The 22,051-nt window shown below is 61.1% G+C and carries 22 protein-coding genes; 9 read left to right on the forward strand and 13 right to left on the reverse strand.

Going from position 1 to position 22,051, the window contains the following annotated elements; all coding sequences use genetic code 11:
- The first annotated feature begins 368 nt into the window (after positions 1-368).
- Positions 369-1,361: a WD40 repeat domain-containing protein gene (locus JZX88_RS14540; RefSeq protein ID WP_206913998.1), complete on the forward strand. Its 993-nt coding sequence runs from the start codon at positions 369-371 to the stop codon at positions 1,359-1,361.
- Between the two features lie 228 nt (positions 1,362-1,589).
- Here JZX88_RS14540 and JZX88_RS14545 read toward each other — a convergent pair whose 3' ends face one another.
- From JZX88_RS14545 to JZX88_RS14555, 3 genes are all read right to left on the reverse strand, one after another.
- Positions 1,590-2,771 (reverse strand): MFS transporter, encoded by a 1,182-nt coding sequence (locus tag JZX88_RS14545; protein WP_206913999.1) that lies wholly within the window; start codon positions 2,769-2,771, stop codon positions 1,590-1,592.
- A gap of 205 nt (positions 2,772-2,976) precedes the next feature.
- A complete protein-coding gene (locus JZX88_RS14550) occupies positions 2,977-3,624 on the reverse strand; it encodes an outer membrane protein (protein WP_065117004.1) in 648 nt (215 codons plus the stop codon).
- Between the two features lie 532 nt (positions 3,625-4,156).
- A complete protein-coding gene (locus tag JZX88_RS14555) occupies positions 4,157-4,444 on the reverse strand; it encodes a hypothetical protein (protein WP_065117005.1) in 288 nt (95 codons plus the stop codon).
- 269 nt (positions 4,445-4,713) lie between these two features.
- Here JZX88_RS14555 and JZX88_RS14560 point away from each other — a divergent pair, with 269 nt between their 5' ends.
- The 3 genes from JZX88_RS14560 to JZX88_RS14570 all read left to right on the forward strand — a co-directional run bounded on the left by JZX88_RS14560 (position 4,714) and on the right by JZX88_RS14570 (position 7,698).
- On the forward strand, positions 4,714-5,892 hold the full coding sequence (locus JZX88_RS14560) for a hypothetical protein (protein ID WP_206914000.1): 1,179 nt from the start codon (positions 4,714-4,716) through the stop codon (positions 5,890-5,892).
- A gap of 109 nt (positions 5,893-6,001) precedes the next feature.
- Positions 6,002-6,643, forward strand: a complete 642-nt coding sequence (locus tag JZX88_RS14565; protein ID WP_110759957.1) for a DUF1007 family protein — start codon at positions 6,002-6,004, stop codon at positions 6,641-6,643.
- Positions 6,637-7,698: a nickel/cobalt transporter gene (locus tag JZX88_RS14570; protein WP_065117008.1), complete on the forward strand. Its 1,062-nt coding sequence runs from the start codon at positions 6,637-6,639 to the stop codon at positions 7,696-7,698. Before JZX88_RS14565 ends, JZX88_RS14570 begins: the two co-directional genes overlap by 7 nt.
- A gap of 85 nt (positions 7,699-7,783) precedes the next feature.
- Here JZX88_RS14570 and JZX88_RS14575 read toward each other — a convergent pair whose 3' ends face one another.
- From JZX88_RS14575 to JZX88_RS14590, 4 genes are all read right to left on the reverse strand, one after another.
- Positions 7,784-8,011, reverse strand: coding sequence for a hypothetical protein (locus JZX88_RS14575; protein ID WP_110759956.1), 228 nt, complete (start codon positions 8,009-8,011; stop codon positions 7,784-7,786).
- Entirely contained in the window at positions 7,998-8,690 is a 693-nt protein-coding gene (locus JZX88_RS14580) for a GNAT family N-acetyltransferase (RefSeq protein ID WP_174029750.1), read from the reverse strand. The genes JZX88_RS14575 and JZX88_RS14580 overlap by 14 nt, the downstream gene beginning before the upstream one ends.
- Before the next feature lie 294 nt (positions 8,691-8,984).
- Positions 8,985-9,680, reverse strand: coding sequence for a tellurite resistance TerB family protein (locus JZX88_RS14585; RefSeq protein WP_065117011.1), 696 nt, complete (start codon positions 9,678-9,680; stop codon positions 8,985-8,987).
- A 109-nt stretch (positions 9,681-9,789) separates the two neighbouring features.
- Positions 9,790-10,428, reverse strand: a complete 639-nt coding sequence (locus JZX88_RS14590; RefSeq protein ID WP_065117012.1) for a 2-dehydro-3-deoxy-phosphogluconate aldolase — start codon at positions 10,426-10,428, stop codon at positions 9,790-9,792.
- 172 nt (positions 10,429-10,600) lie between these two features.
- On the opposite strand from JZX88_RS14590, the gene JZX88_RS14595 reads away from it, so the two are divergent.
- The 3 genes from JZX88_RS14595 to JZX88_RS14605 all read left to right on the forward strand — a co-directional run bounded on the left by JZX88_RS14595 (position 10,601) and on the right by JZX88_RS14605 (position 13,024).
- Complete coding sequence (locus tag JZX88_RS14595) at positions 10,601-11,089, forward strand: CYTH domain-containing protein (protein ID WP_065117013.1); 489 nt, start codon at positions 10,601-10,603, stop codon at positions 11,087-11,089.
- On the forward strand, positions 11,073-11,981 hold the full coding sequence (locus tag JZX88_RS14600) for a CHAD domain-containing protein (RefSeq protein ID WP_174029746.1): 909 nt from the start codon (positions 11,073-11,075) through the stop codon (positions 11,979-11,981). Before JZX88_RS14595 ends, JZX88_RS14600 begins: the two co-directional genes overlap by 17 nt.
- A gap of 101 nt (positions 11,982-12,082) precedes the next feature.
- Positions 12,083-13,024 (forward strand): rhodanese-related sulfurtransferase, encoded by a 942-nt coding sequence (locus JZX88_RS14605; protein ID WP_206914001.1) that lies wholly within the window; start codon positions 12,083-12,085, stop codon positions 13,022-13,024.
- A 114-nt stretch (positions 13,025-13,138) separates the two neighbouring features.
- Here JZX88_RS14605 and JZX88_RS14610 read toward each other — a convergent pair whose 3' ends face one another.
- Positions 13,139-15,382: a bifunctional diguanylate cyclase/phosphodiesterase gene (locus JZX88_RS14610; RefSeq protein ID WP_206914002.1), complete on the reverse strand. Its 2,244-nt coding sequence runs from the start codon at positions 15,380-15,382 to the stop codon at positions 13,139-13,141.
- A gap of 257 nt (positions 15,383-15,639) precedes the next feature.
- Here JZX88_RS14610 and JZX88_RS14615 point away from each other — a divergent pair, with 257 nt between their 5' ends.
- Entirely contained in the window at positions 15,640-15,963 is a 324-nt protein-coding gene (locus JZX88_RS14615; protein WP_206914003.1) for a putative toxin-antitoxin system toxin component, PIN family, read from the forward strand.
- A gap of 109 nt (positions 15,964-16,072) precedes the next feature.
- Positions 16,073-16,351, forward strand: coding sequence for a hypothetical protein (locus JZX88_RS14620; RefSeq protein ID WP_206914004.1), 279 nt, complete (start codon positions 16,073-16,075; stop codon positions 16,349-16,351).
- Between the two features lie 32 nt (positions 16,352-16,383).
- On the opposite strand, the gene JZX88_RS14625 is transcribed toward JZX88_RS14620, so the two are convergent.
- The 5 genes from JZX88_RS14625 to JZX88_RS14645 all read right to left on the reverse strand — a co-directional run bounded on the left by JZX88_RS14625 (position 16,384) and on the right by JZX88_RS14645 (position 21,576).
- Positions 16,384-17,163 carry a MetQ/NlpA family ABC transporter substrate-binding protein gene (locus JZX88_RS14625; protein WP_110759951.1) on the reverse strand — a complete coding sequence of 260 codons (780 nt, stop codon included), beginning with the start codon at positions 17,161-17,163 and terminating at the stop codon, positions 16,384-16,386.
- A gap of 33 nt (positions 17,164-17,196) precedes the next feature.
- Positions 17,197-17,865: a methionine ABC transporter permease gene (locus JZX88_RS14630; RefSeq protein WP_065117018.1), complete on the reverse strand. Its 669-nt coding sequence runs from the start codon at positions 17,863-17,865 to the stop codon at positions 17,197-17,199.
- Positions 17,855-18,895: a methionine ABC transporter ATP-binding protein gene (locus JZX88_RS14635; protein WP_371741141.1), complete on the reverse strand. Its 1,041-nt coding sequence runs from the start codon at positions 18,893-18,895 to the stop codon at positions 17,855-17,857. Before JZX88_RS14635 ends, JZX88_RS14630 begins: the two co-directional genes overlap by 11 nt.
- Positions 18,896-19,265: 370 nt before the next feature.
- Positions 19,266-19,895: an NAD(P)H-dependent oxidoreductase gene (locus tag JZX88_RS14640; RefSeq protein ID WP_142857658.1), complete on the reverse strand. Its 630-nt coding sequence runs from the start codon at positions 19,893-19,895 to the stop codon at positions 19,266-19,268.
- A gap of 301 nt (positions 19,896-20,196) precedes the next feature.
- Positions 20,197-21,576 (reverse strand): GH1 family beta-glucosidase, encoded by a 1,380-nt coding sequence (locus JZX88_RS14645; protein WP_206914006.1) that lies wholly within the window; start codon positions 21,574-21,576, stop codon positions 20,197-20,199.
- Between the last annotated feature and the right edge of the window lie 475 nt (positions 21,577-22,051).

The following is a 22,051-nucleotide window of genomic DNA, read 5'->3' on the forward strand; positions in this document are numbered from 1 at the left end:
TCCGGGCTCACCCCCCTCTGTCCTGCCGGACATCTCCCCCTCAAGGGGGGAGATCGTCCCGTGGCGAGGTTTCGCACCTCTCGACGATCGAGAATGAAGTGACGAGAGAGCGTCTTGCCGATCTCCCCCCTTGAGGGGGAGATGTCCGGCAGGACAGAGGGGGGTGAGCCCGGAGCGCAGGAGTATCAATGATTTTCAACTGCCGTGTAGGGTGTTTCCTCTACTACAAAGCGCTCTATCTCCTTGATTTCACGAATCGTCCGAACGTAAAAGCGGTTCCGCTTTTGCCGGAAATGCTCTAGAACCATGCCAGCCAGCGGGAATGACACCCCCGCCCATCCGACACAGATACGAAAGACCGATGCCCCATGCCGACTGTTGCCCCGCTTGATATCGAAGGCCACGTGGTCTCGACCCATTTTCTCGGCGACATTCCCCTGTTTGCCACCGCCGCCGGCACCATTCACCGGCTGGATGGCGGCGAGAAGGTGACTGAGGCGCATGAGGGGCTTCTGACCTGCGTGCGCGATCCCTACAGCGCCACGCTGCTTTCCGGTGGCGAAGACGGACGCGTGCTGCGTATCGGCCATGACGGCAGCATCAGCGAACTCGCCAATGTGCCGCGCAAATGGGTGGGCGTCGTGGCCGGCGGGCCGCAGAAGGCTGTCGCTTATGGCGTCGGCAAGTCCAGCTTCGTCCGGCTGTCGGACGGCACGGTCAAGGAATTCAAGGAAGAGCGCACGGTGGAGGCGATCGCCTTCGCGCCCAAGGGCCTGCGCATTGCCGTTGCCCGTTATAACGGTGTGACGCTGCATTGGGTGGCAACCGCGGGCGATCCCGTCGATCTGGAATGGAAGGGCGCGCATACCGGCGTCACCTTCTCGCCCGATGGCAAGTTCCTCGTCACCACCATGCAGGAAAACGCCCTGCACGGCTGGAAGATGGAAGCCACCAAGGGCGGCATGGAAGCACGCCACATGCGCATGACGGGTTACCCCGCCAAGGTCAAATCCGTGTCCTGGTCGGCAAAGGGCAAATGGCTCGCCTCCTCCGGCGCGCCGGCCGCCATTGTCTGGCCGTTTGCCGGCAAGGACGGCCCGATGGGCAAGGCTCCGGAAGAACTCGGCAGCCGCGCCAACATCATGGTCACCAATGTCGCCTTCCATCCCGTGGAAGACGTGCTCGCCATCGGCTTCATCGACGGCATGATCCTCGGCGTAAGGCTCGCGGACGGCAAGGAAGCCCTGCTGCGCCGCCCCGGCAAGGGCGCCATTACCGGCATGGACTGGAGCGCCACCGGCAAGCTGCTCGCCTTCGCGTCGGAAGCGGGAGATTGCGGGATCATCGATATTTCGGCTTGAGGGATGGACGGTCGCGTGGCGGCCACTCATTCCGCGGCCAATCTCCCTCCCCTCATTCCTGTGCTTGTCACAGGAATCCAGCCAGCCCAAGTCTTTGGGCTGAAAGGGGTCTCCCGCCGCGCAGACGCGCGTCGACTGGATTCCTGTGACAAGCACAGGAATGAGGGTCATCCGCTATGTCGCCGCCAGACAAGCCTTTGTGCAAGATTGCCGCCCCCCCTGCATACCCTACTCCCCCACCTGCCGCCGCGTCAGGAACAAGAGCAGCAGCGCCGCGCCGGCACCGACCGAAGCAAGCCGGATCGAGGTGCCGAAACTTGCATATTGCGACACGAACCCCATCAGCGGCACCGCAAAAAGCGCCGCGAGGAAGATGGAATTCATGTAGAGCGCCGTCGCACGGGCGGTGCGGCCGCGTGCGAAACCCTGCACGAAGGTGAGGCAGGTGCCGGCGCAAAGCCCGTAATAGGCACCTTCCAGCGCCGCACCCGCGATCATGGCCGGCAATGTGGTGACCGAGGCGATGACGTTGAAGGCGACGATGGCCATCACCGCTGAAACGCCCAGCAGCAGGCGGGCGCTGAAGCGGCGCATCATTCGCGGCGCAAGCAGGATGAACAGAACCTCCATGGCGCATTTGACACTGAGCGACAGGCCCGGCACGTAATCCGGCAGGCCGACCTCGCGCACCAGAAATATCGGTAGCGCCGAGGCGCACAGGGCATGGGCGAAAGACATGCAGAAGCTGGCCGCAGCCGCCAGAAGCAGCGGCAGGTTGCGCCGCGCGTCGCCGTCGTTTTCCGCCCGCCGCTCCATCGGGCTGGTCTGGTCTCGCGGCACCACCGCAAGGGCAAGCCCGCCCCAGATGACCGCCATCAGCATGGCATTCGCGAACACGGCCCTTGCGCCGGCAAGGTCGAAGATCAGATAGGCGGCGGCGGGAATCAGCATCCATGCCAGCGACACCATCGTGCGCAGGAAGGCGTTATAGGCGGCCGTATCCAGCGCCTGCACCCGGCCATGATAGCGGCCGTAACTGAATATGAGCGTGCTGGCGGCGTTGGAAAGCCCCATGCCGGTCGCCGTTATCGCCACCAGCAGCGCCAGATGCCCGAAACTCGCCGCTGCGGCCGCGACAAAAGCGCCGCACACGGAAAGTATCAACAGCGGCCTCACCCGCACCCCGGCATCGACACGCTCACCATAAATACGGCTGGCGGCAATCGAGGCCAGCGCCGCCGTCACGCTGTAAAACCCGACCGTGGCCGGCGGATGGCCGAGCACCTGGATGATGTAGAAACCGATAAACGGCACAACGGCCGCATTGGTGCTGCCGGCAATAAAAACCAGCAGGGCGATCATATAGGCCTGACGATCGAACGCGCCCGGCGACGTGCTTTTCTGTAGCATGGGAATCGACTGAAGGCTGGGAGGCGGGACGGAATGACGGCGACCACCATCACACCAAAACGGCCCGCTGTTCAAGCCTGCCTTGAAAGGCAATGTGCGTTTTCGCCTTCGGCGGAACGTCCGCTGGATTGATGCCGGATTTGCCGCATCAGGCGCACGGGGCGTCGCAACGTTGCGCCGCCCCCTGTCGAAAACGGAATAACCGTCAGAATTTCACGCCAAGACCAACCTTGACGACGTGTTCGCTGACATCGCCGGTCGAAGTGATGGGACCGGTATGGTAGGTTGCCTTGCCGAAGTCGTTGTAGCGATATTCGACGCGTCCGAATAGGTTGTCGGTGAAGGCATAATCGATACCAGCGCCAACCGTCCAGCCGTGCAGGACCTTGCTGTCCTCGCCGAACGGCGCTTTGACTTCGCTGTCCGTCGCGGTGTAGCCGGCGGCGGTATAGATCAGCGCACGGTCGATGGCGTAACCGGCGCGCAGGCGTGCGGAGCCGTTCAGACCTGCGGAAACCTCGCTGGTGACGATGGTCTTGTCCCCCCAGGCGTAACCGAGATCGCCCTCGACACCGAGAATGACGGAGGGGGCAACTTCGAAATTATAGCCCGCGAAACCGGAAAAACGGCCGCCGTCAAACTCATGCTCCGTGGTGACGCCGAAAGTGGTCGACTTAACCCGGTTCCAGCCGTAACCCGCGGAAGCGCCGACATAAACACCATCCCAGGAAAAGGCGGGCGCAACGTCGTTGACGACGGGCGCGGCCGGAATGTCGCTGACGGCGTCGGCGGCAGCAGCCACGCCGGAGAGGGCGCCGAGCAGGCCGAGCGCGAGAAGAGATTGTTTCAACATGCGATAGCTCCTTGAAAATTACATCCCGTCACCTGCGGGCTGCGAATATTTCGCGACCAGAAGCGCAGCGTAGCGACGGGGTTAGCGCACCCGCAGATTGAAGAACATCGTGGTTAAAATCACGTAAACAACCCAGATCAAAAAGCCCTGATGGAAGGTATTCCTGTTAATATTTATAATATTTACCAAATATAAATTAGAATTAACGCAGATGTTCACGAGCGACCCATCCTGATGCGCAGGGGCTGTCACCACATCAAAAAACCATCATGAGTAGCGGCCATCCGGTACTTTTGTGCACCCGGCCCGCGTTGGCGGCGCGGACAAAAAGAGAGGGCCGCAAGGCCCCCTTCCAGTCATGCGTTGCGCCGTTTATTCTGCCGGAAATGCCGTGCGTCATACACTCGCAACTCGAGGATCATTTCCGGTTTATACCCGGGCGCACCGTGAGCGTCGAAAATCCCTGTAGATTTTCGAGCTGTTGCGAAAGAGCGGAATGGCTGGAAGCCCGGCCATCCCGCTCCCGTTTCAGTTAGTGCCGACGCTTCTTGCCGCCGTCATTCTTGTTGTCGATGACATCGACGGAGGTCCTGTTGCCATTCAGCAGGCCGTTCAGGATACCCGTCTTGTTGCCGTTCAGAATCCCGTTATTGGACAGGATGCCGCTGACGCCGAGATCGATGCTCGGCGAGACGACGACAAGTGCGCCACCCTTGTTGCTGTTTCCAGACAGGATGCCGCCCAGAAGGCCGCCGGCATTGGCCTGACCAACGGAAGCGACAGTAAGAATGGCGGCTACACAAGCAAACTTTGCAATCATTTCTCTCTCCTCTTTGTTTGATCACGCCATCTGGCGTAACCGGACTGTATATTTAGAGGATTCTAATTCAAGCAAAGCCTAATATTACAATAAATAATTAACGCTAATACTTGTGATTTTAATAGAATTTTACATTTCCCGTCATTGCCGGGACTATTTGCAATTCGATGTCGCCCGTCAAGCTGACTGTCACGACAGTAACGCTCCACGGAGAACTTTGTTAACCATCCAAATATAAGATATTGCTTAATTAGAGACCGGAGATGCGAATGCGGCTGGGGGGATATATCGCGCTTGTTCTCGGCCTTGCCTGCGCCTGCGGCGTGCGGGCGGGAGAGAGCGCCGACGAGCATAATGTCACCTACAAGTCCGGCATCGCCTATGACAGCAATTATTTCGCCGACACCAACCGGCTGAGCGCGATTTCGCTGCGCGCCGGCTTCGGGCTCAATGGCAAGGTCGCGCTGGAAGGGGCGGAGCTGCGATATTCGCTCGAACACGAGGAGGTTCGCCTCCCCCGATACCGTTTCGCCAATGAACACAACACCATCGCAGCGCTGGGGTTGACGAGACGCTTTTCCGAAAAGCTGGAATGGGCCATCGAGCTGCGTGGCACGCGCAGCGATGCCGGCGATATCTTCCTGCATCTGCCCGAGGAGGACATTGGCTACCGGCGGCTGGATCACAAGCTGGAAGCCTCCTCCCGGCTCGGCATCCTTGCCCTTGGCGGCAAGAACACGCTGACGGCCGGCCTTGCCAGCCTGATGAAAGGCAAGGCGCGGTTCCGTCCGGCCTATTTCATGCCCACCCGGCTGGAGGCCAATGAAGCGCTGTTGTCGCTGAAGGCCGAACACGAGCGGCCGCTGGCCGGCGGCGAGGCGGGGCTCACCATTGCCTATGACCGCCTCGCCGTCCCGCAGGGTCAGCGGGAGAAATACGAGCGCTTTCAGGCCAGCACGCTGCGCGGTTCGCTGGCCTATGGTTACAGGTTCTCCGAGCGTTTGGCGGTTCTGGCCGAGGCGGGCCTCACCTCGATTTCCGGCGACGAGATCAGCGACACGGTAAAGCGCACGCGCCCCTATCTGCGGGCGGAAGCGGAGATGAAGGCCAGCGAACGCATCGCCTTCGGCATCGGCTTCTCGCAGGATTATGCGCTTTTCGACCCGGACGACCCGATCGCCGAATTTCATCGCCGCTGGCAGTTCGTCATGAAAAGCAGGCTCACCGAGAAAGTGGGGCTGGACCTTGCGCTGCAGCGTGTCCACAAGGACTGGATCTATTATAATTACGACAGCAGCGAACGCAGGCTGGTGGCCACGCTGTCCTTCGACACCGGCAGGAACAGCAAGCTGGAAGTGGAGTTCAACCGCCTTCTGCATGGCGAGCGCGACAGCGATTTCGCCTATAGCGGTTCCAGCGTCACCTCGCGCTTCAGCGGCACATTCTAGGACCGACCGGCGGCCGCGCAAAGGATGAAACAGCGCATCAGGTCGAAATTCGGTCCCAATTTCTGCTAGAGTCGGGCCGTCGAGATTCGAGCGCAGGACAGACCGGATAATGAACAGACGATTTTTGCTTCTCGCGGCCGGCCTCGCCTGCGTTCCCGTCGCGGCATCGGCGCATCCGCACATCTTTGCCGAAGCGCGCATGGAAATCGTCGAAGGACCGAACGGCACCATTCAGGAAGTGCGCAATATCTGGCGTTTCGACGAGATGTTCTCGGCAAGCGTGGTGATGGATTACGACAAGAACGGCGACCTGAAGCTGGACAAGGACGAACTGGCCGAGATCGGCACCACCGTGCTGGAATCGCTCGCCGAATATTCCTATTACACCTTCATCACCGCCAATGGAAAACCGGTGGAGTTTGGCAAGCCGGATGCCATTCACGTGGACTACAAGGACCAGCAGATCCTGATGTTCTTTTCCGTGAAGCCCAACAAGCCGCTTGCGGTCAAGGGCAAGCTCAGCTTCGGCGCCTGGGATCCGACCATGTATACGGCAATCGATTTTGCCAGGGACGCCGACATTGCCACGGAGGGCAAGGATCTGAATGCCTGCAAGCACCATGTCGTCCGCCCCGACCCGGACGAGGTGATCTCGCAGAACCAGAGCTCGCTTACCGACGCCTTCTTCAACGACCCGACCGGCACCGACATGACGAAGCTCTTCGCCACCCGGCTGGAGGTGTCATGCTGAGCCGCAGCGGCCGTCTGGCCGGGCCTCTGGCCTTCGTGGCCATCGGCCTGCTTGCCCTTGCCGGCGCGGCACATGCGCAGTCGCCGCTCGGCATCGGGTCTGCCGAGCCGTCCTTTTCCGTCGGCGGGCCATTCGCGCCGCTGATGCAATGGATCAACGTACACCAGCAGATGTTCTACCGGGCGCTGACCGGCGCGCTGAAGGCCATGCGCGAGGATGGCTGGGCGCTTGGCTCGCTGATCGGTCTTTCCTTTGCCTATGGCATTTTCCACGCCGCCGGCCCCGGCCATGGCAAGGCCGTCATCTCCTCCTACATGATCGCCAATGAAACGCAGCTGAGACGCGGCATTCTCATCTCCTTCGTCTCGGCGCTCATTCAGGGGGCGGTGGCCATCGGCCTGGTTGGCGCGGCCTGGCTCGTGCTGCGCGGCACGTCCATCACCATGACCAGGGCGACACAGGCCATGGAGATCGCCAGCTTCGCCATGGTGGCGCTGTTCGGCGCCTGGCTGCTGGTGCGCAAGCTCTGGTCGCTGCGCATCCGGCGCGAACCCGTCGCCGTCTTCGCCACGGCGGGGGAAACATCGGCCGGCAGAGCCACCGGCATGGGCACCGGGCTGCGGTTCCAGGGAAAGCCGGTTTTTGCCGATCACGACCATGATGGCACGGGCGACCTTTGCGCCGCCTGCGGCAAATCCCATGCGCCCGATCCCATGCTGTTGAAAGGCAAGAACTTCAGCCTGCACGAGGCCTGGTCGGCCATCATCGCGGTGGGGCTCAGGCCCTGCTCGGGCGCGATCATCGTCATGAGCTTCGCGCTTCTGAACGGGCTTTATCTCGGCGGCGTCCTTTCCGTGCTGGCCATGTCGCTCGGCACCGCCATCATGGTGTCGCTCCTTGCCATCATGGCGGTATCGGCCAAGGGCCTTGCCGTGCGTTTCGCCGGCCCCGGCAGCCGCAAGGCGGCCGGTATCAGCCACGCGATCGAGATCGCCGGCGCGCTGTTCGTGCTCCTGATGGGCCTGATGCTGCTCGGCGCGTCGCTGCAGTTATAACGCGTTTCCCGTAAAAGCGCGTGGCGGGCTTACGCCCGGAAATGCGCCACGGCAAAGGCCCGGAACCTCCGGGACCTGAAGTGCGCTAACCGTCGCGGCGGCGCTGGTAACGCGCGCGCAGCCAGAACAGCAGGAAAAAACAGAGCACCGCTACAGTGCCGAAGGCAGCCGCAAGCCAGGGCGAATAGTCGCCAAGCCACAGCATGATTTTCGGCATGACGAAGAATACCAGCCCGAAGCCCAGGATGATGAGGGCAGCGGCAATGGCCGGCGAGCGATCCTTCCTGCCGGCAGGTTTTTCAGGCGCTGGCATCGGCAAGCTCCGCACGAATATCCTCAAGCTTGCGCTTCTGCGCGCCATCGGCTGCAAAATTCTCCGGCGCGAGCCAGATTTCAAAGGCCCTGCCAATCAGCGGCCATTCGCCGTCGATCATCGAAAACCATGCGGTATCGCGGTTCTGCCCCTTCGAAATCATATGCTGGCGGAAAACGCCCTCGAAGGTGAAACCATACCGCTTCGCGGTGATTTTCGACGGCTCGTTTTCATTGTGGCATTTCCACTCGTAGCGGCGATACCCCAGATCCTCGAACACATGTTTCGCCATCAGGTAATGCGCTTCGGTGGCAAGCGGCGAGCGCTTCATTTTCGCGCCATGGGCGACAGAACCCACCTCGACCACGCCATTGGCGGGATCGGGCCGCATGTAGCTTGCCATGCCGACGACATCGCCGCTGGCATTTTCCACGAAGACCAGCGTGACCCAGTTGAGCTTCTGGCCCGCGCCGACCAGCCAGTCGCCAAAGGCATCGGCATCGGGAAAGGCGTTTTGCGGGAAATATTTGAGAAGCGCATTCACGCCCTCGCCGCCAAGTGCGGTCCAGAGCTTTGCAAGATGTTGTTCGCGATCAAACGGCTCGGCGGTTACATAACGGCCCTTCAGCACCACCGGCTTAGGCGCCGGACATCCCTTGAAATCACTCAGATCGCGCATTCTCTTCCCCATTGTCTGGGGACAGGATTAGGGCAAGCGGGGCGGGATGACAACCGGGAAGTGGGGTATTGCGGCGGTGGCCGCGTTTCCGCTTTGGTGGGTGTGGTTCCCCCCTCTGCCCTGCCGGGCATCTCCCCCTCAAGGGGGGAGATCAGAAGGAGGCGCTCCCACCACTTCATTCGCAAACGTCGAGAGAGGCGAGGCCTATCCGCTTGTCGATCTCCCCCCTTGAGGGGGAGATGCCCGGCAGGGCAGAGGGGGGTGAGCCACACCCACCGAGACCAGACGCCTACCTCAAACCTTCGCCGCCACCACAGTCGCCTCGATGTGATCCACCAGCGCATCCGGAAGCCCCAGGCGCCCGGCCAGAAGATCGAGATAACCGCGCTCCGCCCGCGTATCGGCCTCGATGGCAAGCCGCGAGGCGGTGTAGAGTTCCACCTTCTGCTCCTCCGTGCCGGCAGCGGCCACCAGCGCGTCTATGTCGAGCGGGTCGGCCAGTTCCTTTTCCAGAAAACGCTCCGCTTCCGTATCGAGGCCGGAGACCTGCACCTTGTCCATGATATTGGCGCGCTCCTTCTCGTCGATATGGCCGTCGGCCTTGGCGGCGGCGATCATCGCCTGGATGAGTTTCAGCGCGAAATCATTGGAAAGGGCCGGTGATTGCGGGTGAAAGGCGGAATCGGCGGGCGGGGCGAGAAGCTCCGGCTCGGGTTTCGGCGCGGCTTCCGGGGCCTGCCCGGACTTGTAGTTCTTGTAGGCGAGGTAACCGAGGCCGGCGATGGCGGCGACACCGCCGATGGTGGCGACATTGCCCGCGAGCTTGCGGCCGGTCTTGGTGCCCAGAATGGCGGCGGCGAGCGCACCGGCTTTCAGGGGATTGTTCCTGGCGATATCGGCGGCCTGCCCGGCTCTGTCACGGACGCTTCCCGAAAGGCCCGGCACCTGCGAACCGAGGAATTGTTCAAGAAGCTTCTTGGCGTCGAACATCAAAATCTCCTGTAGAGGTCAAATCTACAGGGGGAGATAGGAAGCCGTGGGCCGAATACAAATGTCAAACCCGCTCACGCCTTCGTGAACGGGTTTGAAGCCATGCGGATCAGGCGCGCAGTGCGGCCGCTTCGGCAGCAAGCTTGGTGATGCCCGCCCAGTCGCCCGTCGCCACCAGTTCGCGCGGGGCAACCCAGGAGCCGCCGACGCAGACGACGTTCGGCAGGGAGAGGTAATCGTTGGCGTTCTTCAGCGAAACGCTGCCGGTCGGGCAGAAGACCGTGCCGGCGAGCGGCGAGGACAGCGCCTTGAGGTAAGGCGCGCCGCCGGCCTGTTCGGCGGGGAAGAACTTCAGGACCTTGTAACCCTCGTCGCGCAGCGCCATGACTTCGCTGGCGGTGGCGGCACCGGGAAGCAACGGCACCTTGGAACCGCGCGCGGCTTCCAGCACGCTCCTGTTGATGCCGGGGCTGACGATGAAGGTGGAGCCCGCTTCGGCTGCCGCTTCGAAATCCCGGGCGTTGAGAATGGTGCCGGCGCCGACATTGGCGCCTTCCACTTCCGCCGCAACCGCGCGGATGGCATCCAGCGCCGCCGGCGTGCGCATGGTGATCTCGATTGCCTTCAGGCCGCCTGCGACCAAAGCGCGCGCCAAGGGCACGGCAGACGCGGCATCATCCACGATCAGCACCGGAACAACCGGCTGAAGTTTGAGGATGGAGAGAAGTTTTTCGGAGTCCTGGGCCAAGATGAGCCTCCCTTGCGCGATTGAAACGATTGAAATCCGGTTTACCGATTAGCCTGCCCCGGCTTTGATGTCGAGGCGTGGCAAGGCCATTTTTTATACAGATACTTCAATCAATTCGCTTCTTCATGAAGCCCTCTTGCGATAATCTGGCGCCGCAGTTTGCGGAGACAGCATGGCCAAGGAAATCGAACGGAAGTTTCTTGTTGCAGGCGGTGAATGGCGCAATGAGGTGACGCATAGCATGGCTTTCCGGCAGGCCTATGTCGCTTCGCTGGAAAATCGCTCCGTCCGGGTCAGGATCGTCAACGGGCATGATGCGACACTGACCATCAAGATCGGCGCCAGCGCGCTTGTCCGCGATGAATATGAATATTCCATCCCCCTCAAAGACGCGCAAGAGCTGATGGCCAGCGCGCCGGGCGTGGTGATCGAAAAGACGCGTCACACGGTTGATCATGGCGGCTTCACCTGGGAAATCGATGTTTTCGAAGGCCGTTATCAGGGGCTGGTGGTCGCGGAAGTGGAAATGAACGACGAGAATGCCGATCCAGACCTGCCCTCCTGGCTGGGCAAGGAGGTGACGGGCGACCGCCGCTTTTCCAACCAGTCGCTCGCCATGGACTGTCCGAGTGGAGGCTTGCCGGATGCCCTTCAGAATTGATCCGAAGAAGCCCTTCGGCGACGAAATCCGCCGTGCCGGGCTGGAACTGATCGAGGACGCGATCACCATCCTGCGCGACCAACCCTCGGGTTCGCATGAGGCCGTGCACGATGCCCGCAAGCGCTTCAAGCGGCTGCGGGCGCTCTACCGCCTCATCCGCAGGGCGGCGCCCGATTTCAGCCGCGCCGAAAATGCCCGTTTCCGCGATATCGCCCGCTCGCTCGCCTTTGCGCGGGATGCGACGGCGCTGGTGGAAACCGCGGAATATCTCGAGGCTTTTGCGCTTTCCGATACACAGGGCGAGGCATTACGGTCGATCACGGCAATGCTGCGCGAGCGCCGCGACGATGCCCTTGATCATGAGGCCGGCCTCGATGAGGCGATTGCGGCGGCCATCGCCGGCTGCGAGGCGGGACGCGAGGAGCTGGAAGCCCTCTCCCTGCCGGGCGATCTGAAAAAGACGGCAAGGCTGGTGAGGACCAGCTGGGCGAAACAGAGAATGAAAGCGCGCAAGGCGCTTTCCGATTGTCACGACCAGGCGGATGTCGAACATTTCCATGAACTGCGCAAGGCGGGACAGGCCTATTGGATGCATCTCGGCCTGCTGCGCCGTCTCTGGCCTTCCGCCATGCGCGCCAAGCGGGCCGATACCAAGCGGCTGGTCGATATTCTCGGCCATGAGCATGATCTCTCCATTCTTGCCGCCGTCGCCGACCGGGAACCGGAGCGTTTCGGCAATGGCGAGCGGCTGGCGCTTCTTCTCGATGCGATCATCGAAAGGCAGCAGGCGCTGCGCAGCGAAGGTCTTGAACTGGCGAACGAGGTGTTTTCCGAATCCGCCCGCACCGAAAGCCGCATTGTCGGCCTCTTGTGGCGGCAGGCGGCGAAATAGGCGGGAGAACCCGTGAAATCCCGGGATTTGACGATTTTCAAAATAGCGCTCCCCGCCGATAAATATTGCTTTGCAGCGGCCGTCGCTGTATTTCAGCGCCCATGACCGACACGACCATTCTCCCCCGCCCGGAAGTCTCTGGCGATTTCCTTGTGGCCGCACTTTACCATTTCGCCCGCCTGCCGCGGTTCGAGAGCCTGCGCGAGCCGCTGTTCGAGCTCTGCCGGAAGAACGGCGTCAAGGGCACGCTGCTGCTCGCCGCCGAAGGCATCAACGGCACGATTGCCGGGCCGGATGCGGGCATTCACGCCGTGCTCTCCTTCCTGCGCGCCCAGCCGGAATTTGCCGTGCTGGAGCACAAGGAAAGCCGCGCCTCGCACATGCCTTTCGTGCGGTTGAAGGTGAAGCTCAAGAAAGAGATCGTCACCATGGGCGTGCCGGACATCGATCCGAACCGCATCGTCGGCACCTATGTCGACCCGCGGGACTGGAACGCGCTGATTTCCGACCCGGATACCATCGTCATCGATACCCGCAACGATTACGAGACCGCCATCGGTGTCTTCAAGGGTGCGGTCGACCCGAAGACCAAGACCTTCCGCGAGTTTCCCGACTGGGTGAAGAACAATCCCGGCCTGCACAACAAGCCGAAGATCGCCATGTATTGCACCGGCGGCATTCGCTGCGAAAAGGCCACCGCCTTCATGAAGGAACAGGGTTTCGACGAGGTCTATCACCTCAAGGGCGGCATCCTGAAATATCTGGAAGAGGTGCCGGAACAAGAAAGCCTGTGGGAAGGCGCCTGCTTCGTGTTCGATGAGCGCGTCTCGGTGGTGCACGGCCTTGCCGAAGGCGATCACCAGCTCTGCCATGCCTGCCGCAATCCGATCACCCCGGAAGTGCGCCTGTCACCCAAATTCGAGGAAGGCGTTTCCTGCCCGAGCTGCTACGATGAGCGCAGCGAAGAGGACCGCCAGCGTTTCCGCGACCGCCAGCAGCAGATCGAACTGGCGAAGAAGCGCGGCGAACAGCATCTGGGATAAGGCAGGCGGCTTTCACGGAGGGCGGCGGAACCGGTCGGTCTCGCCCCTCGACCTCCTCCCCGGCGGGGAAGAGAGAAGCGGGATACGCTATCGGAGCGCGGAAACCGCCGCCGCTCAGGCCCCTGCCCGAAGCGCAAACAGCGGCGCGGCCTGCCCTTCCACCATGGCGGTGATTTCTTCGGCGGCCACCGGTTTCGAGAACAGGTAGCCCTGCAATTCGTCGCAACCGCACAGATGCAGGATAGCCGCCTGTTCTTCGGTTTCGATGCCTTCCGCCGTCACGGGAATGTCGAGTGACTTGGCCAGCGCCACCGTTGCCTGCAGCATTTCCAGCGACCGCCCGCCCTTTTCCAGCGCCATGACCAGCGACCGGTCGATCTTCATGCGGTCGAAACCGAAGCGGCGCAGATATCCGACACTCGCAAAACCGGCACCGAAATCGTCGAGCGCAATATGCAGGCCAAGCTGCTTCAGCTTGTCGATCGCGGCACTCGCCCGCTCCGGATGCTGGATGAAATAACCTTCCGTCATTTCCAGTCTCAGCCTTTCGGGCGGCGTCTGCGTGGCGTCGAGAATATCCGCGACATGGCCGGAAAATGCCGGATTGCGGAACTGCACCGGCGAAATATTCACGGACATCTTGATGGATGGCCATTGCCGCGCCGTCTCACACGCCTTGCGCAGCACCATGAGGCCAAGCCGGTCGATGAGACCGCTGGTTTCGGCCGCTGCGATGAAGATATCCGGCGGCACGAAACCATGCCCCGGCCTCTGCCAGCGCGCCAGCGCCTCCACCCCGGTGATGCAACGCGTGGCGGCGCTGACGACGGGCTGATAGACCACCGAAATCTCGTCGTTCAGGATCGCGCAGCGAAGATCGGCCTCCAGCTGCAGCTTTTCCACGCGCAGCGCATCCATCTTCAGCTCGTAGGAAACGTAACGCCCGCGACCGTTCTCCTTTGCCTGATACATGGCCATGTCGGCCCGGCGCAACAGTTCCTCGCCATTGATGTCGCCCGCCCGCGACATCGAGGTGCCGATGCTGCAGCCGATGCTCGCCACCCTTTCACCGATGCTGAAGGGTTCCGTGAAGAGTTCGAGAAGGGCCAGACAGAGCTTGCGGCCTTCCGACCAGACGTCGTTGCCCTGAATGGCGATGGCGAATTCATCGCCGCCGAGCCGCGCCAGCACCGCCCCTTCCGGCACCAGGACCTTGAGCGCCGCCGCCACGCCCTTGATCAGCCGGTCGCCGGCGGCATGGCCGTAGGAATCGTTGATTTCCTTGAAACCGTCGAGATCGAGGTAAAGCAGCTTGATATCGGTCTTGTCGTGCCGGGCCTTGTCGACCATGCGGTTCAGCTTTGCAAACAGGCCGGCGCGGTTGCTGAGACCGCTCAGCCGGTCGCGCAAGGCTTCCTCGCGCGCCGCCGCCTCATCCGCCTTCAGCCGGTCGAGCGCGGCCGAACCGATGATGAGGAGCACCAGAAAGAACGCTCCGGCAATGCCGAGCGCGGTGAAGACCACCGGCCGCGCCTCATGGAAACTGACGTCTCCCGGCAGGTGCGAGCGCCATACGAGCCGCGCCAGCACATCGCCCAGCGGATTGACGATATCCACGTGATTGTCGGCAGGCCCGTCGCCATATTGCAGTTCCAGACCATCGATGACGTAGTTGCGGGCAAGCTTGTCCACTGTCGCCTGCTTCAAGTGACGGGCGAAGATCAGATAACGCCGTTCCGCACCCACCGACGGCAAAACGCCGGACTTGAGCCGAACCAGCGCGACGCCCGCGGCAGCGACACCGTCACCGGTCCTGACGAAACCCGTGGCCTGCGAGGTGATACCGGGCCGCATGGCCTGCACCCGCTCGATCATCTCCTTCAGGCCAGCGGCGAAATAGGCGTCATACGCCCATTTGGCCGGCTTGCCGTTCTGATAGGCCATCAGGACCTTGCCGTCTTCATCCAGGACGACGGCGGTATCGAAGAGATCGTTGTTGACCGTCATGTCGCCGTAATTGCTGGCTATCCAGTCGAACCTGTCAGGTGCATAGACATATTCGGCGGCATCGTCCCAGGCGGCATAGTCATTGAGCGTTGCGCCCAATTGCTCGCGGAAGGTGACCAGAGCGCCCGCCGTGGTCTCGCGTGAGCGGGCATTGTCAAGCAGGTTCGCCTTTTCCCGGACCTGACTGAGGGCCGACAGCACCAGCGCGGTGACGATGATAAGCACCAGCGCGAAAGTGGACAATACGACGCCGACGGCGGTTCTACGCCCGACCGGCAAATAATCCCCGATGTTTCGCGGTGCAATCCGCATAAATTCCCCTTCGAAAGCATCATCTTGCGAAGGAAACATTCAGAAGCCGTTAAACGGCATTGTGGCGGCGCCCCAAAAAACAACGGGTATAAAACGACAGTCCGCCCGCAACCCTGAAAAATCCTTCCCTGAAATGCCGGGGGTTTTTCATCAAAGACGGATTTTCCACCGTGTCGAAAAGAAAAAACCTCCCCCGCGAACGGGAGAGACTGTCATCTCGTCACTCTCAGGGTCTACGGAGGTCACCTTGCCATTCAAGGCTTGACGTGACATCATATACGATATCATATCTAGCTATGATCGTCGTTGATGCGAATGTCGTGCTTTCAGCTCTGCGATCATCGCGGGGAGCGTCCCATATACTTTTGCGAGAGCTGCTCGCCGGAAACGTTGAATTTGCCGTGTCGCCCGCAGTGGCGCTGGAATATGAAGACGTTCTGAAAAGACCCGGCACGCTCGGCATCGCACCTTCGATCAGCGGAGACGATATCGACACCGTGCTGGACGCCATGTTCAGCCAGGCGCACCTCGTTGCCCCTGGTTCAGGTTCAGGCCATTTCTGCGAGATCCGAAGGACGACATTTACATTGAGTGCGCCCTTACAGCCGGCGCGGAACTGATCGTCAGCAGTGACAAGGACTTTCAGCACCCGGCAGTCACAGCATTTGGCCTGTCGGTCATGAGAGCCGGCGATTTTATTGCCCGGCACAGAATAAGGAGACAGCAGGAATGAGCACCTACCCCCTGAGATTGGCAGACCATGTGATGGAAGAGGCCAGACAGGCGGCTGCGGAGGATAACGTATCGCTGAACCAATTATTGTCGGCGTTTATAGCCGATGGCATCGGCCACCGGCGCGCGATCATGAATTTGCAAAAACGAGCCAGCCGCGGAAATATCGATGCGGCGCTTGCCGTGCTGGATCGCGTTCCCGACGCCGAACCCGATGAGGGCGATGCGCAACCGGCTACAGCGTCCTCCCCGCGCAAAAAAAGGGCGGCTAAATAAGCCGCCCTCATTAACGCGAATTGAGACGTCCCTTACCAGGACGGGATGACTGTGCCGTTATACTTTTCCAGAATGAAGGCCTTCACTTCCGGGCTGTGGTAGGATTCCACCAGCGTCTTCACCCACGGCTTGTCCTTGTCCTGCGCACGGACGGCGATGATGTTGGCGTAAGGGGACTTTTCGCTTTCGATCGCGATGGCGTCCTTCTTCGGGTTGAGGCCCGCTGCCGTGGCATAGTTGGTGTTGATGACCGAAGCGTCGGTGTCGTCAAGCGAACGCGGCAGCTGGGCAGCATCAAGTTCGACGATCTGGATGTTCTTCGGGTTTTCGGTGATGTCGGCAGGCGTTACCTTCAGGCCGGCTTCTTCCTTGACCTTGAGCACACCCTTGGAAGCGAGAACCAGAAGCGCACGGCCGCCATTGGTCGGGTCGTTCGGAATGCCGATGGTCGCGCCGTCCTTCAGCTCGTCAAGGTTCTTCACCTTCTTGGAATAAACGCCCATCGGGGTGGTGATGGTGGTGCCGACGCTGACGAGATCGAACTTGCGGTCAGCGATCTGGTTGTCGAGGTAAGGCTGGTGCTGGAAGGAATTGGCCTGCAGCTCGCCATCATTCAGCGCCTGGTTCGGCACGACATAATCGGAGAATTCGATGATATCGATATCGAGGCCCTTGGCGGCCGCGATCTTCTTCACCTGTTCCATGATCTGCGCGTGCTCGGCGGGGGTGACGCCGATCTTGATGGTCTCGGCCAGCGCCTGACCGGCGGTGAAGAGAGCGGCGAGCGAAGCCGCGAGGATGAGTTTTTTCATGGGTGTCTCCTTGGGTTGTTATTATAAACGCAGTTAATTCTTGCGGGTCCGCTTGTCGAAGCTGCGCGCCAGCCGGTCGCCGGCGCTCTGCACCAGTTGCACCAGCACGATCAGCACCAGAACCACGGCCAGCATCACGTCAGGCATGAAGCGCTGGTAGCCATAACGGATGCCGAGATCGCCCAGCCCGCCGCCGCCGACAGCGCCGACCATGGCCGAATAACCGATGAGGCTGACAAGGGTGAGCGTGAGCGCCAGCGTGATGCCGGGCTTTGCTTCGGCAAGCAGCACCTTGGTGACGATCTGCAGCGGTGTCGCACCCATGGCGCGGGCGGCTTCGATCAGACCTTTGTCCACCTCGCGGATTGCCGCCTCCACCAGCCTTGCGATGAAGGGCACGGTCGCGACCGTCAGCGGCACGATGGCCGCACTGGTGCCGATCGACGTGCCGGCCACCAGCCGGGTGAAGGGAATGATCGCCACGACAAGAATAATGAAGGGTGTGGAGCGCGCCGCGTTGACGATGAGGCCGAGAATACGGTTGGTCACAGGTGCTGGAAACAGTTCGCCCTTGCCGCTGGTGGCGAGGAAAACGCCCATCGGCACGCCGATGATGGAGCCGACGATGCCAGCGACCGCGACCATATGCAGGGTTTGCAGCAAGCCCTTCAAGAGAAGGTTGAAGATCATATCAGGCGACATAACCGAGCACCTCCGTGTGAAGACCGGTTTCCGCATAAAAGCGGCCGGCGCGGGCCGTGACTTCCGCCGAGGCCGGATAGGAGACCACCAGCGAGCCGAAGGGTTCGCCGGAAATTTCCTCGATGGTGCCGGCAAGAATGTTCACGTCAGGGCCGATTTCAGCGACCAGACGGGCCGTCAGCGGCTGAAACGCCGTTTCGCCGAAGAAGACGAGACGTACCAGAACGCGGTCGCCTTCCGCCGCCTGCGGCTTCAGACCCGAAGTGACCCAGTGCGGCAGCTTCACGCCGACCGAGGACGACAGCAGGCTGCGGGTCGTCTCGTGTTTCGGCGTGGTGAAGATGTCGAAGGTCGTGCCTTCCTCGACGATCAGGCCCCTGTCGATGACAGCCACCTGTGAGGCGATGGTCTTCACCACCTCCATCTCGTGGGTGATGAGCAGCACGGTCAGGCCAAGCTCGGCATTGATGCGCTTCAGAAGCTCGAGAATGGACTGCGTCGTTTCCGGATCGAGCGCCGAGGTCGCCTCGTCGGAGAGGAGCAGCTTCGGCTGGGTGGCAAGCGCGCGGGCAATGCCGACACGCTGCTTCTGGCCACCGGAGAGTTCCGCCGGATAACGCTTCGCTTTGTCGGAGAGCCCGACGAGATCGAGCAGCGGTCCAACACGGGTCTCGATTTCCCTTTTGCCCATGCCTGATATTTCGAGCGGCAGAGCCACATTGTCGAAAGCGGTGCGCGAGGAGAGAAGATTGAAGTGCTGGAAGATCATGCCGACGGAACGGCGCAGCGTGCGCAGGCTCTTTTCATCCAGCGCCGCGACATCGACACCATCGACGACCACACGGCCGGACGAGGGTTTTTCAAGGCCGTTGGCGAGGCGGATAAGCGTCGACTTGCCGGCGCCGGAGCGGCCGATGATGCCGGTGATGGAGCCTTTCGGCACGACGTAATCGATACCGGCAAGGGCTGCGAAGCCGGGCTTGCCATCGGCACCGCCGAATGTCTTGGTCACGCCTTCAAACGTGACCATCGGGTCGTTGACCGCCCCTTCTGGGGCCGCCTGTGGCCGGGTCGCGGGCGGTGCCGCGGATGATGGAAAACTCATTGTAAACTCTGGGAAAACGCGTGACGGATCGGGTCTCAAAAAATCCTGCTGCGGCACGAAACCGCTCTCTTCATGCAGCCTAGGGGCACATTCGATGACAGCTGATTTTCCGGGTCATTTCGTCAGGCTTTCACTCAGAAATGCCGGGGATCGGCAATTCGATGGCGCATACTTGCCCGCAGGCGCCATCTTTTAACAGGGATGTTTTTTCAATTATCTGAAAAGAGAGAAAAAATCTACCGCAAAGCCGCCTTGGCGACCCTGCGGCAGTCAAGCTTTTGCGATTGCGCGACGATCAGACGCGGCTGACGAACTCTTCGGCCGGGCGGCGAACCTTCTTCAGGTTCACCAGCCAGTCGCCATCGGGCTGGCGATAACCCAGCGGCAGGATGGTAACGGAGCGCAGACCCTTTTCACGCAGGCCCAAAATTTCATCGAGCTTCGCCGGATCAAAACCTTCCATCGGGGTGGAATCAACGCCCTCGAAAGCCGCCTGCGCCACCGCCATGCCGAAGCCGATATAGGCCTGACGGGCGGCATGTTCGAAATTCACCTGCTGGTCGCGCTGCGGATAGGAGGTGAGCAGCATCTGACGATAGGCTTCCCAGCCTTCATTCCTGATGCCACGTTCTTCATTGACCAGATCGAACATATGGTTGATCCGCTCTTCGGTGTAGTTGTCCCACGCCGCAAATACCAGCAGATGCGAACCATCGGTAACCTGCGCCTGGTTCCAGGCGATCTCGCGGATCTTGGCGCGCACCTCAGGATCGGTGACAACGATCACCTCGAAAGGCTGAAGACCGCTGGAGGTGGGGGCGAGCCGCGCCGCCTCGACGATGCGCTCGACCTTGTCTTCGGACACCGTCTTGGAAGGGTCCATTTTCTTGGTGGCATAACGCCAGTTGAGTTTTTCGATAAGCATGTTCGTTTTCCCTTGGGAGGACCAGCCCGCCCTGCCCCTTGGGCGACAGAACGGGCGCTACGCTTCGTAGCCTGTCTGACATAGGCGACGGGCTGGCGGGCACAAGCAGGCACCGCCAGGTAACCGATAAAAAAGTTTGGGAAACTGATAATAAGGGGACGGAACTTTCGAAGTTGCTCTCCGTCATCCTCGGGCTTGACCCGGGGATCCATCAATACGACCCGATCGTGGATCCTCGGATCAAGTCCGAGGATGACGAACGAGAGGTCGGTGCTTTGACGCAATCACGCCATGGGTAGGTTTACCCCTTCACCACACCATGGTTGCCCTTCGGGAAACCCGAAGCCAGCGCGCTGTACCATTTGCCGCTGTTCTTCAGCGTACGCACCTGCGTGTCATAATCCACATGCACGAGGCCGAAGCGCATGCGATAGCCTTCGGCCCATTCGAAATTATCCATCAGGCTCCAGGCGAAATAACCACGCATCGGGTAACCGTCGCGGATGAGATCGGCGACGATGCCGAGGTGTTCGGCATAATAATCGAGACGTGGCTGGTCATTCACCTCACCGTTTTCGATGCCCATATTATAGCAGGCGCCATTTTCGGTGATGTAGCATTCCGGCAGGTCGTAACGCTTGTAGAGCGTCTCGACCAGCGACTGCAACGCCGGCGCATAAACCTCCCAGCCGATATCGGTCTTCACATCGCTGACAGCGGGAGCCGGTGTGGTGGCGGGGAACTCCGTACCCGGCGTCGCATCGTGCGCAACGCGCATCGGCGTGTAATAATTCAGGCCCCACCAGTCGAGCTTCTGGCTGATGATGGCGAGGTCCTCCGCCTCCACGACGGGCATGCGGCTGCCCAGCGCTTCCATCATCTGCGCCGGATATTCACCCTTGAAGACCGGATCGAAAAACGCGCCATTGTGGAACTGGAAGGCCCGTTCGGCCGCTTTCAGATCAGCTTCGCTGTCGGAAGCGGGAATGACGGAATGGGCATTCAGCACCAGTCCCACCGGCACTTTCGGCGCGACATGGCGCGATGCCTCGACGCCAAAACCATGGGCGAGATTAATGTGGTGCATGGCGGCAAGGGCTGCCTCCATGTTGCGCTCGCCCGGCGCGTGAATGCCGTAGAGATGGCTGAGCCACACCGCGCACCACGGCTCGTTGAAGGTCGCCACCGCATCCAGCCGGTCGCCGAGGCGGGCCATGACGGTCTTGGCATAACGCTGGAAGGCATGGGCGGTGGAACGCGAGGCCCAGCCGCCGTCGCCCATCAGCGTCAGTGGCAGATCCCAATGGTAAAGCGTCGCATAGGTCTTGATGCCGCGCGCCTTGCAGCCATCAACGAGGCGATCGTAAAAATCGAGCCCCTTCTCGTTGATCGGCCCGAAACCGTCAGGAATGATACGCGGCCAGGCGATGGAGAAACGATAGGCCTCGACCCCCATCTCCTTGATGAGATCGAGGTCTTCTTCCCAGCGATTATAATGGTCGCAGGCGATATCGCCATTGTGCCGCCCGAAGACATGGCCCGGCATGTTGCAGAAGGCATCCCAGATGGAGGGTTTGCGACCATCCGCCTTGGTCGCACCTTCGATCTGGAACGAGGCGGTTGCGACGCCGAACAGGAAATCGCCGGGAAAACGGGCTGCAAGCGCTTTGGGATCGGTCATCGGAGAGGCCTTCTCATATCCATCGAGCGTGAAAAGATGAACAGCGGTTTAGACCATGTCGGCCAGCAGGTACAGCCGGAGCCGTTGAAATCTACAACGTTTCAGAATGGGAGGTTAACAAGTCCAAAGCGCTTTGCGCATGGAAATTCACCGCGGCGGCAAAGCAGCGGGGGGCGGGACATCGGTCCGGCAAATGCGGATGGAAGGGGAGTGTGGGGGAAGTCGTGCATTTGCCGGACCGCATCTTTTGGACCGTGATACCGGCCCGCTTTGGTCAGGGTATTGTCACGGCACCTATCGGATCGGTCCCTCCCCGCTTCTGGCATTGCGGGGCGCCTTTCCGAAACATGGCCTGCCAGAACCATGCTTGTCGATGCCGGCCTCCGGTTCGCGAAGGGCGCCGCGCGTATCGCCCTTCCTTACCGGTTGCGGGAACAATGATGCGGCCGAACGGGGCAACGGGGAAAAGCGGGGA

Origin of the sequence: Agrobacterium sp. OT33 (genome assembly GCF_017313365.1) — a bacterium.
In the GTDB taxonomy this organism is placed as follows: Bacteria; Pseudomonadota; Alphaproteobacteria; order Rhizobiales; family Rhizobiaceae; genus Agrobacterium; species Agrobacterium rhizogenes_A.

What these genes read in the sequence shown, in the direction of transcription:
- JZX88_RS14540 (WP_206913998.1), top strand. Translation starts at nt 369, where the DNA reads ATGCCGACTGTTGCCCCGCTTGATATCGAAGGCCACGTGGTCTCGACC.
- JZX88_RS14545 (WP_206913999.1), bottom strand. Translation starts at nt 2,771, where the DNA reads ATGCTACAGAAAAGCACGTCGCCGGGCGCGTTCGATCGTCAGGCCTAT.
- JZX88_RS14550 (WP_065117004.1), bottom strand. Translation starts at nt 3,624, where the DNA reads ATGTTGAAACAATCTCTTCTCGCGCTCGGCCTGCTCGGCGCCCTCTCC.
- JZX88_RS14555 (WP_065117005.1), bottom strand. Translation starts at nt 4,444, where the DNA reads ATGATTGCAAAGTTTGCTTGTGTAGCCGCCATTCTTACTGTCGCTTCC.
- JZX88_RS14560 (WP_206914000.1), top strand. Translation starts at nt 4,714, where the DNA reads ATGCGGCTGGGGGGATATATCGCGCTTGTTCTCGGCCTTGCCTGCGCC.
- JZX88_RS14565 (WP_110759957.1), top strand. Translation starts at nt 6,002, where the DNA reads ATGAACAGACGATTTTTGCTTCTCGCGGCCGGCCTCGCCTGCGTTCCC.
- JZX88_RS14570 (WP_065117008.1), top strand. Translation starts at nt 6,637, where the DNA reads ATGCTGAGCCGCAGCGGCCGTCTGGCCGGGCCTCTGGCCTTCGTGGCC.
- JZX88_RS14575 (WP_110759956.1), bottom strand. Translation starts at nt 8,011, where the DNA reads ATGCCAGCGCCTGAAAAACCTGCCGGCAGGAAGGATCGCTCGCCGGCC.
- JZX88_RS14580 (WP_174029750.1), bottom strand. Translation starts at nt 8,690, where the DNA reads ATGCGCGATCTGAGTGATTTCAAGGGATGTCCGGCGCCTAAGCCGGTG.
- JZX88_RS14585 (WP_065117011.1), bottom strand. Translation starts at nt 9,680, where the DNA reads ATGTTCGACGCCAAGAAGCTTCTTGAACAATTCCTCGGTTCGCAGGTG.
- JZX88_RS14595 (WP_065117013.1), top strand. Translation starts at nt 10,601, where the DNA reads ATGGCCAAGGAAATCGAACGGAAGTTTCTTGTTGCAGGCGGTGAATGG.
- JZX88_RS14600 (WP_174029746.1), top strand. Translation starts at nt 11,073, where the DNA reads ATGCCCTTCAGAATTGATCCGAAGAAGCCCTTCGGCGACGAAATCCGC.
- JZX88_RS14605 (WP_206914001.1), top strand. Translation starts at nt 12,083, where the DNA reads ATGACCGACACGACCATTCTCCCCCGCCCGGAAGTCTCTGGCGATTTC.
- JZX88_RS14610 (WP_206914002.1), bottom strand. Translation starts at nt 15,382, where the DNA reads ATGTTTCCTTCGCAAGATGATGCTTTCGAAGGGGAATTTATGCGGATT.
- JZX88_RS14615 (WP_206914003.1), top strand. Translation starts at nt 15,640, where the DNA reads ATGATCGTCGTTGATGCGAATGTCGTGCTTTCAGCTCTGCGATCATCG.
- JZX88_RS14620 (WP_206914004.1), top strand. Translation starts at nt 16,073, where the DNA reads ATGAGCACCTACCCCCTGAGATTGGCAGACCATGTGATGGAAGAGGCC.
- JZX88_RS14625 (WP_110759951.1), bottom strand. Translation starts at nt 17,163, where the DNA reads ATGAAAAAACTCATCCTCGCGGCTTCGCTCGCCGCTCTCTTCACCGCC.
- JZX88_RS14630 (WP_065117018.1), bottom strand. Translation starts at nt 17,865, where the DNA reads ATGTCGCCTGATATGATCTTCAACCTTCTCTTGAAGGGCTTGCTGCAA.
- JZX88_RS14635 (WP_371741141.1), bottom strand. Translation starts at nt 18,895, where the DNA reads ATGGTCACGTTTGAAGGCGTGACCAAGACATTCGGCGGTGCCGATGGC.
- JZX88_RS14640 (WP_142857658.1), bottom strand. Translation starts at nt 19,895, where the DNA reads ATGCTTATCGAAAAACTCAACTGGCGTTATGCCACCAAGAAAATGGAC.
- JZX88_RS14645 (WP_206914006.1), bottom strand. Translation starts at nt 21,576, where the DNA reads ATGACCGATCCCAAAGCGCTTGCAGCCCGTTTTCCCGGCGATTTCCTG.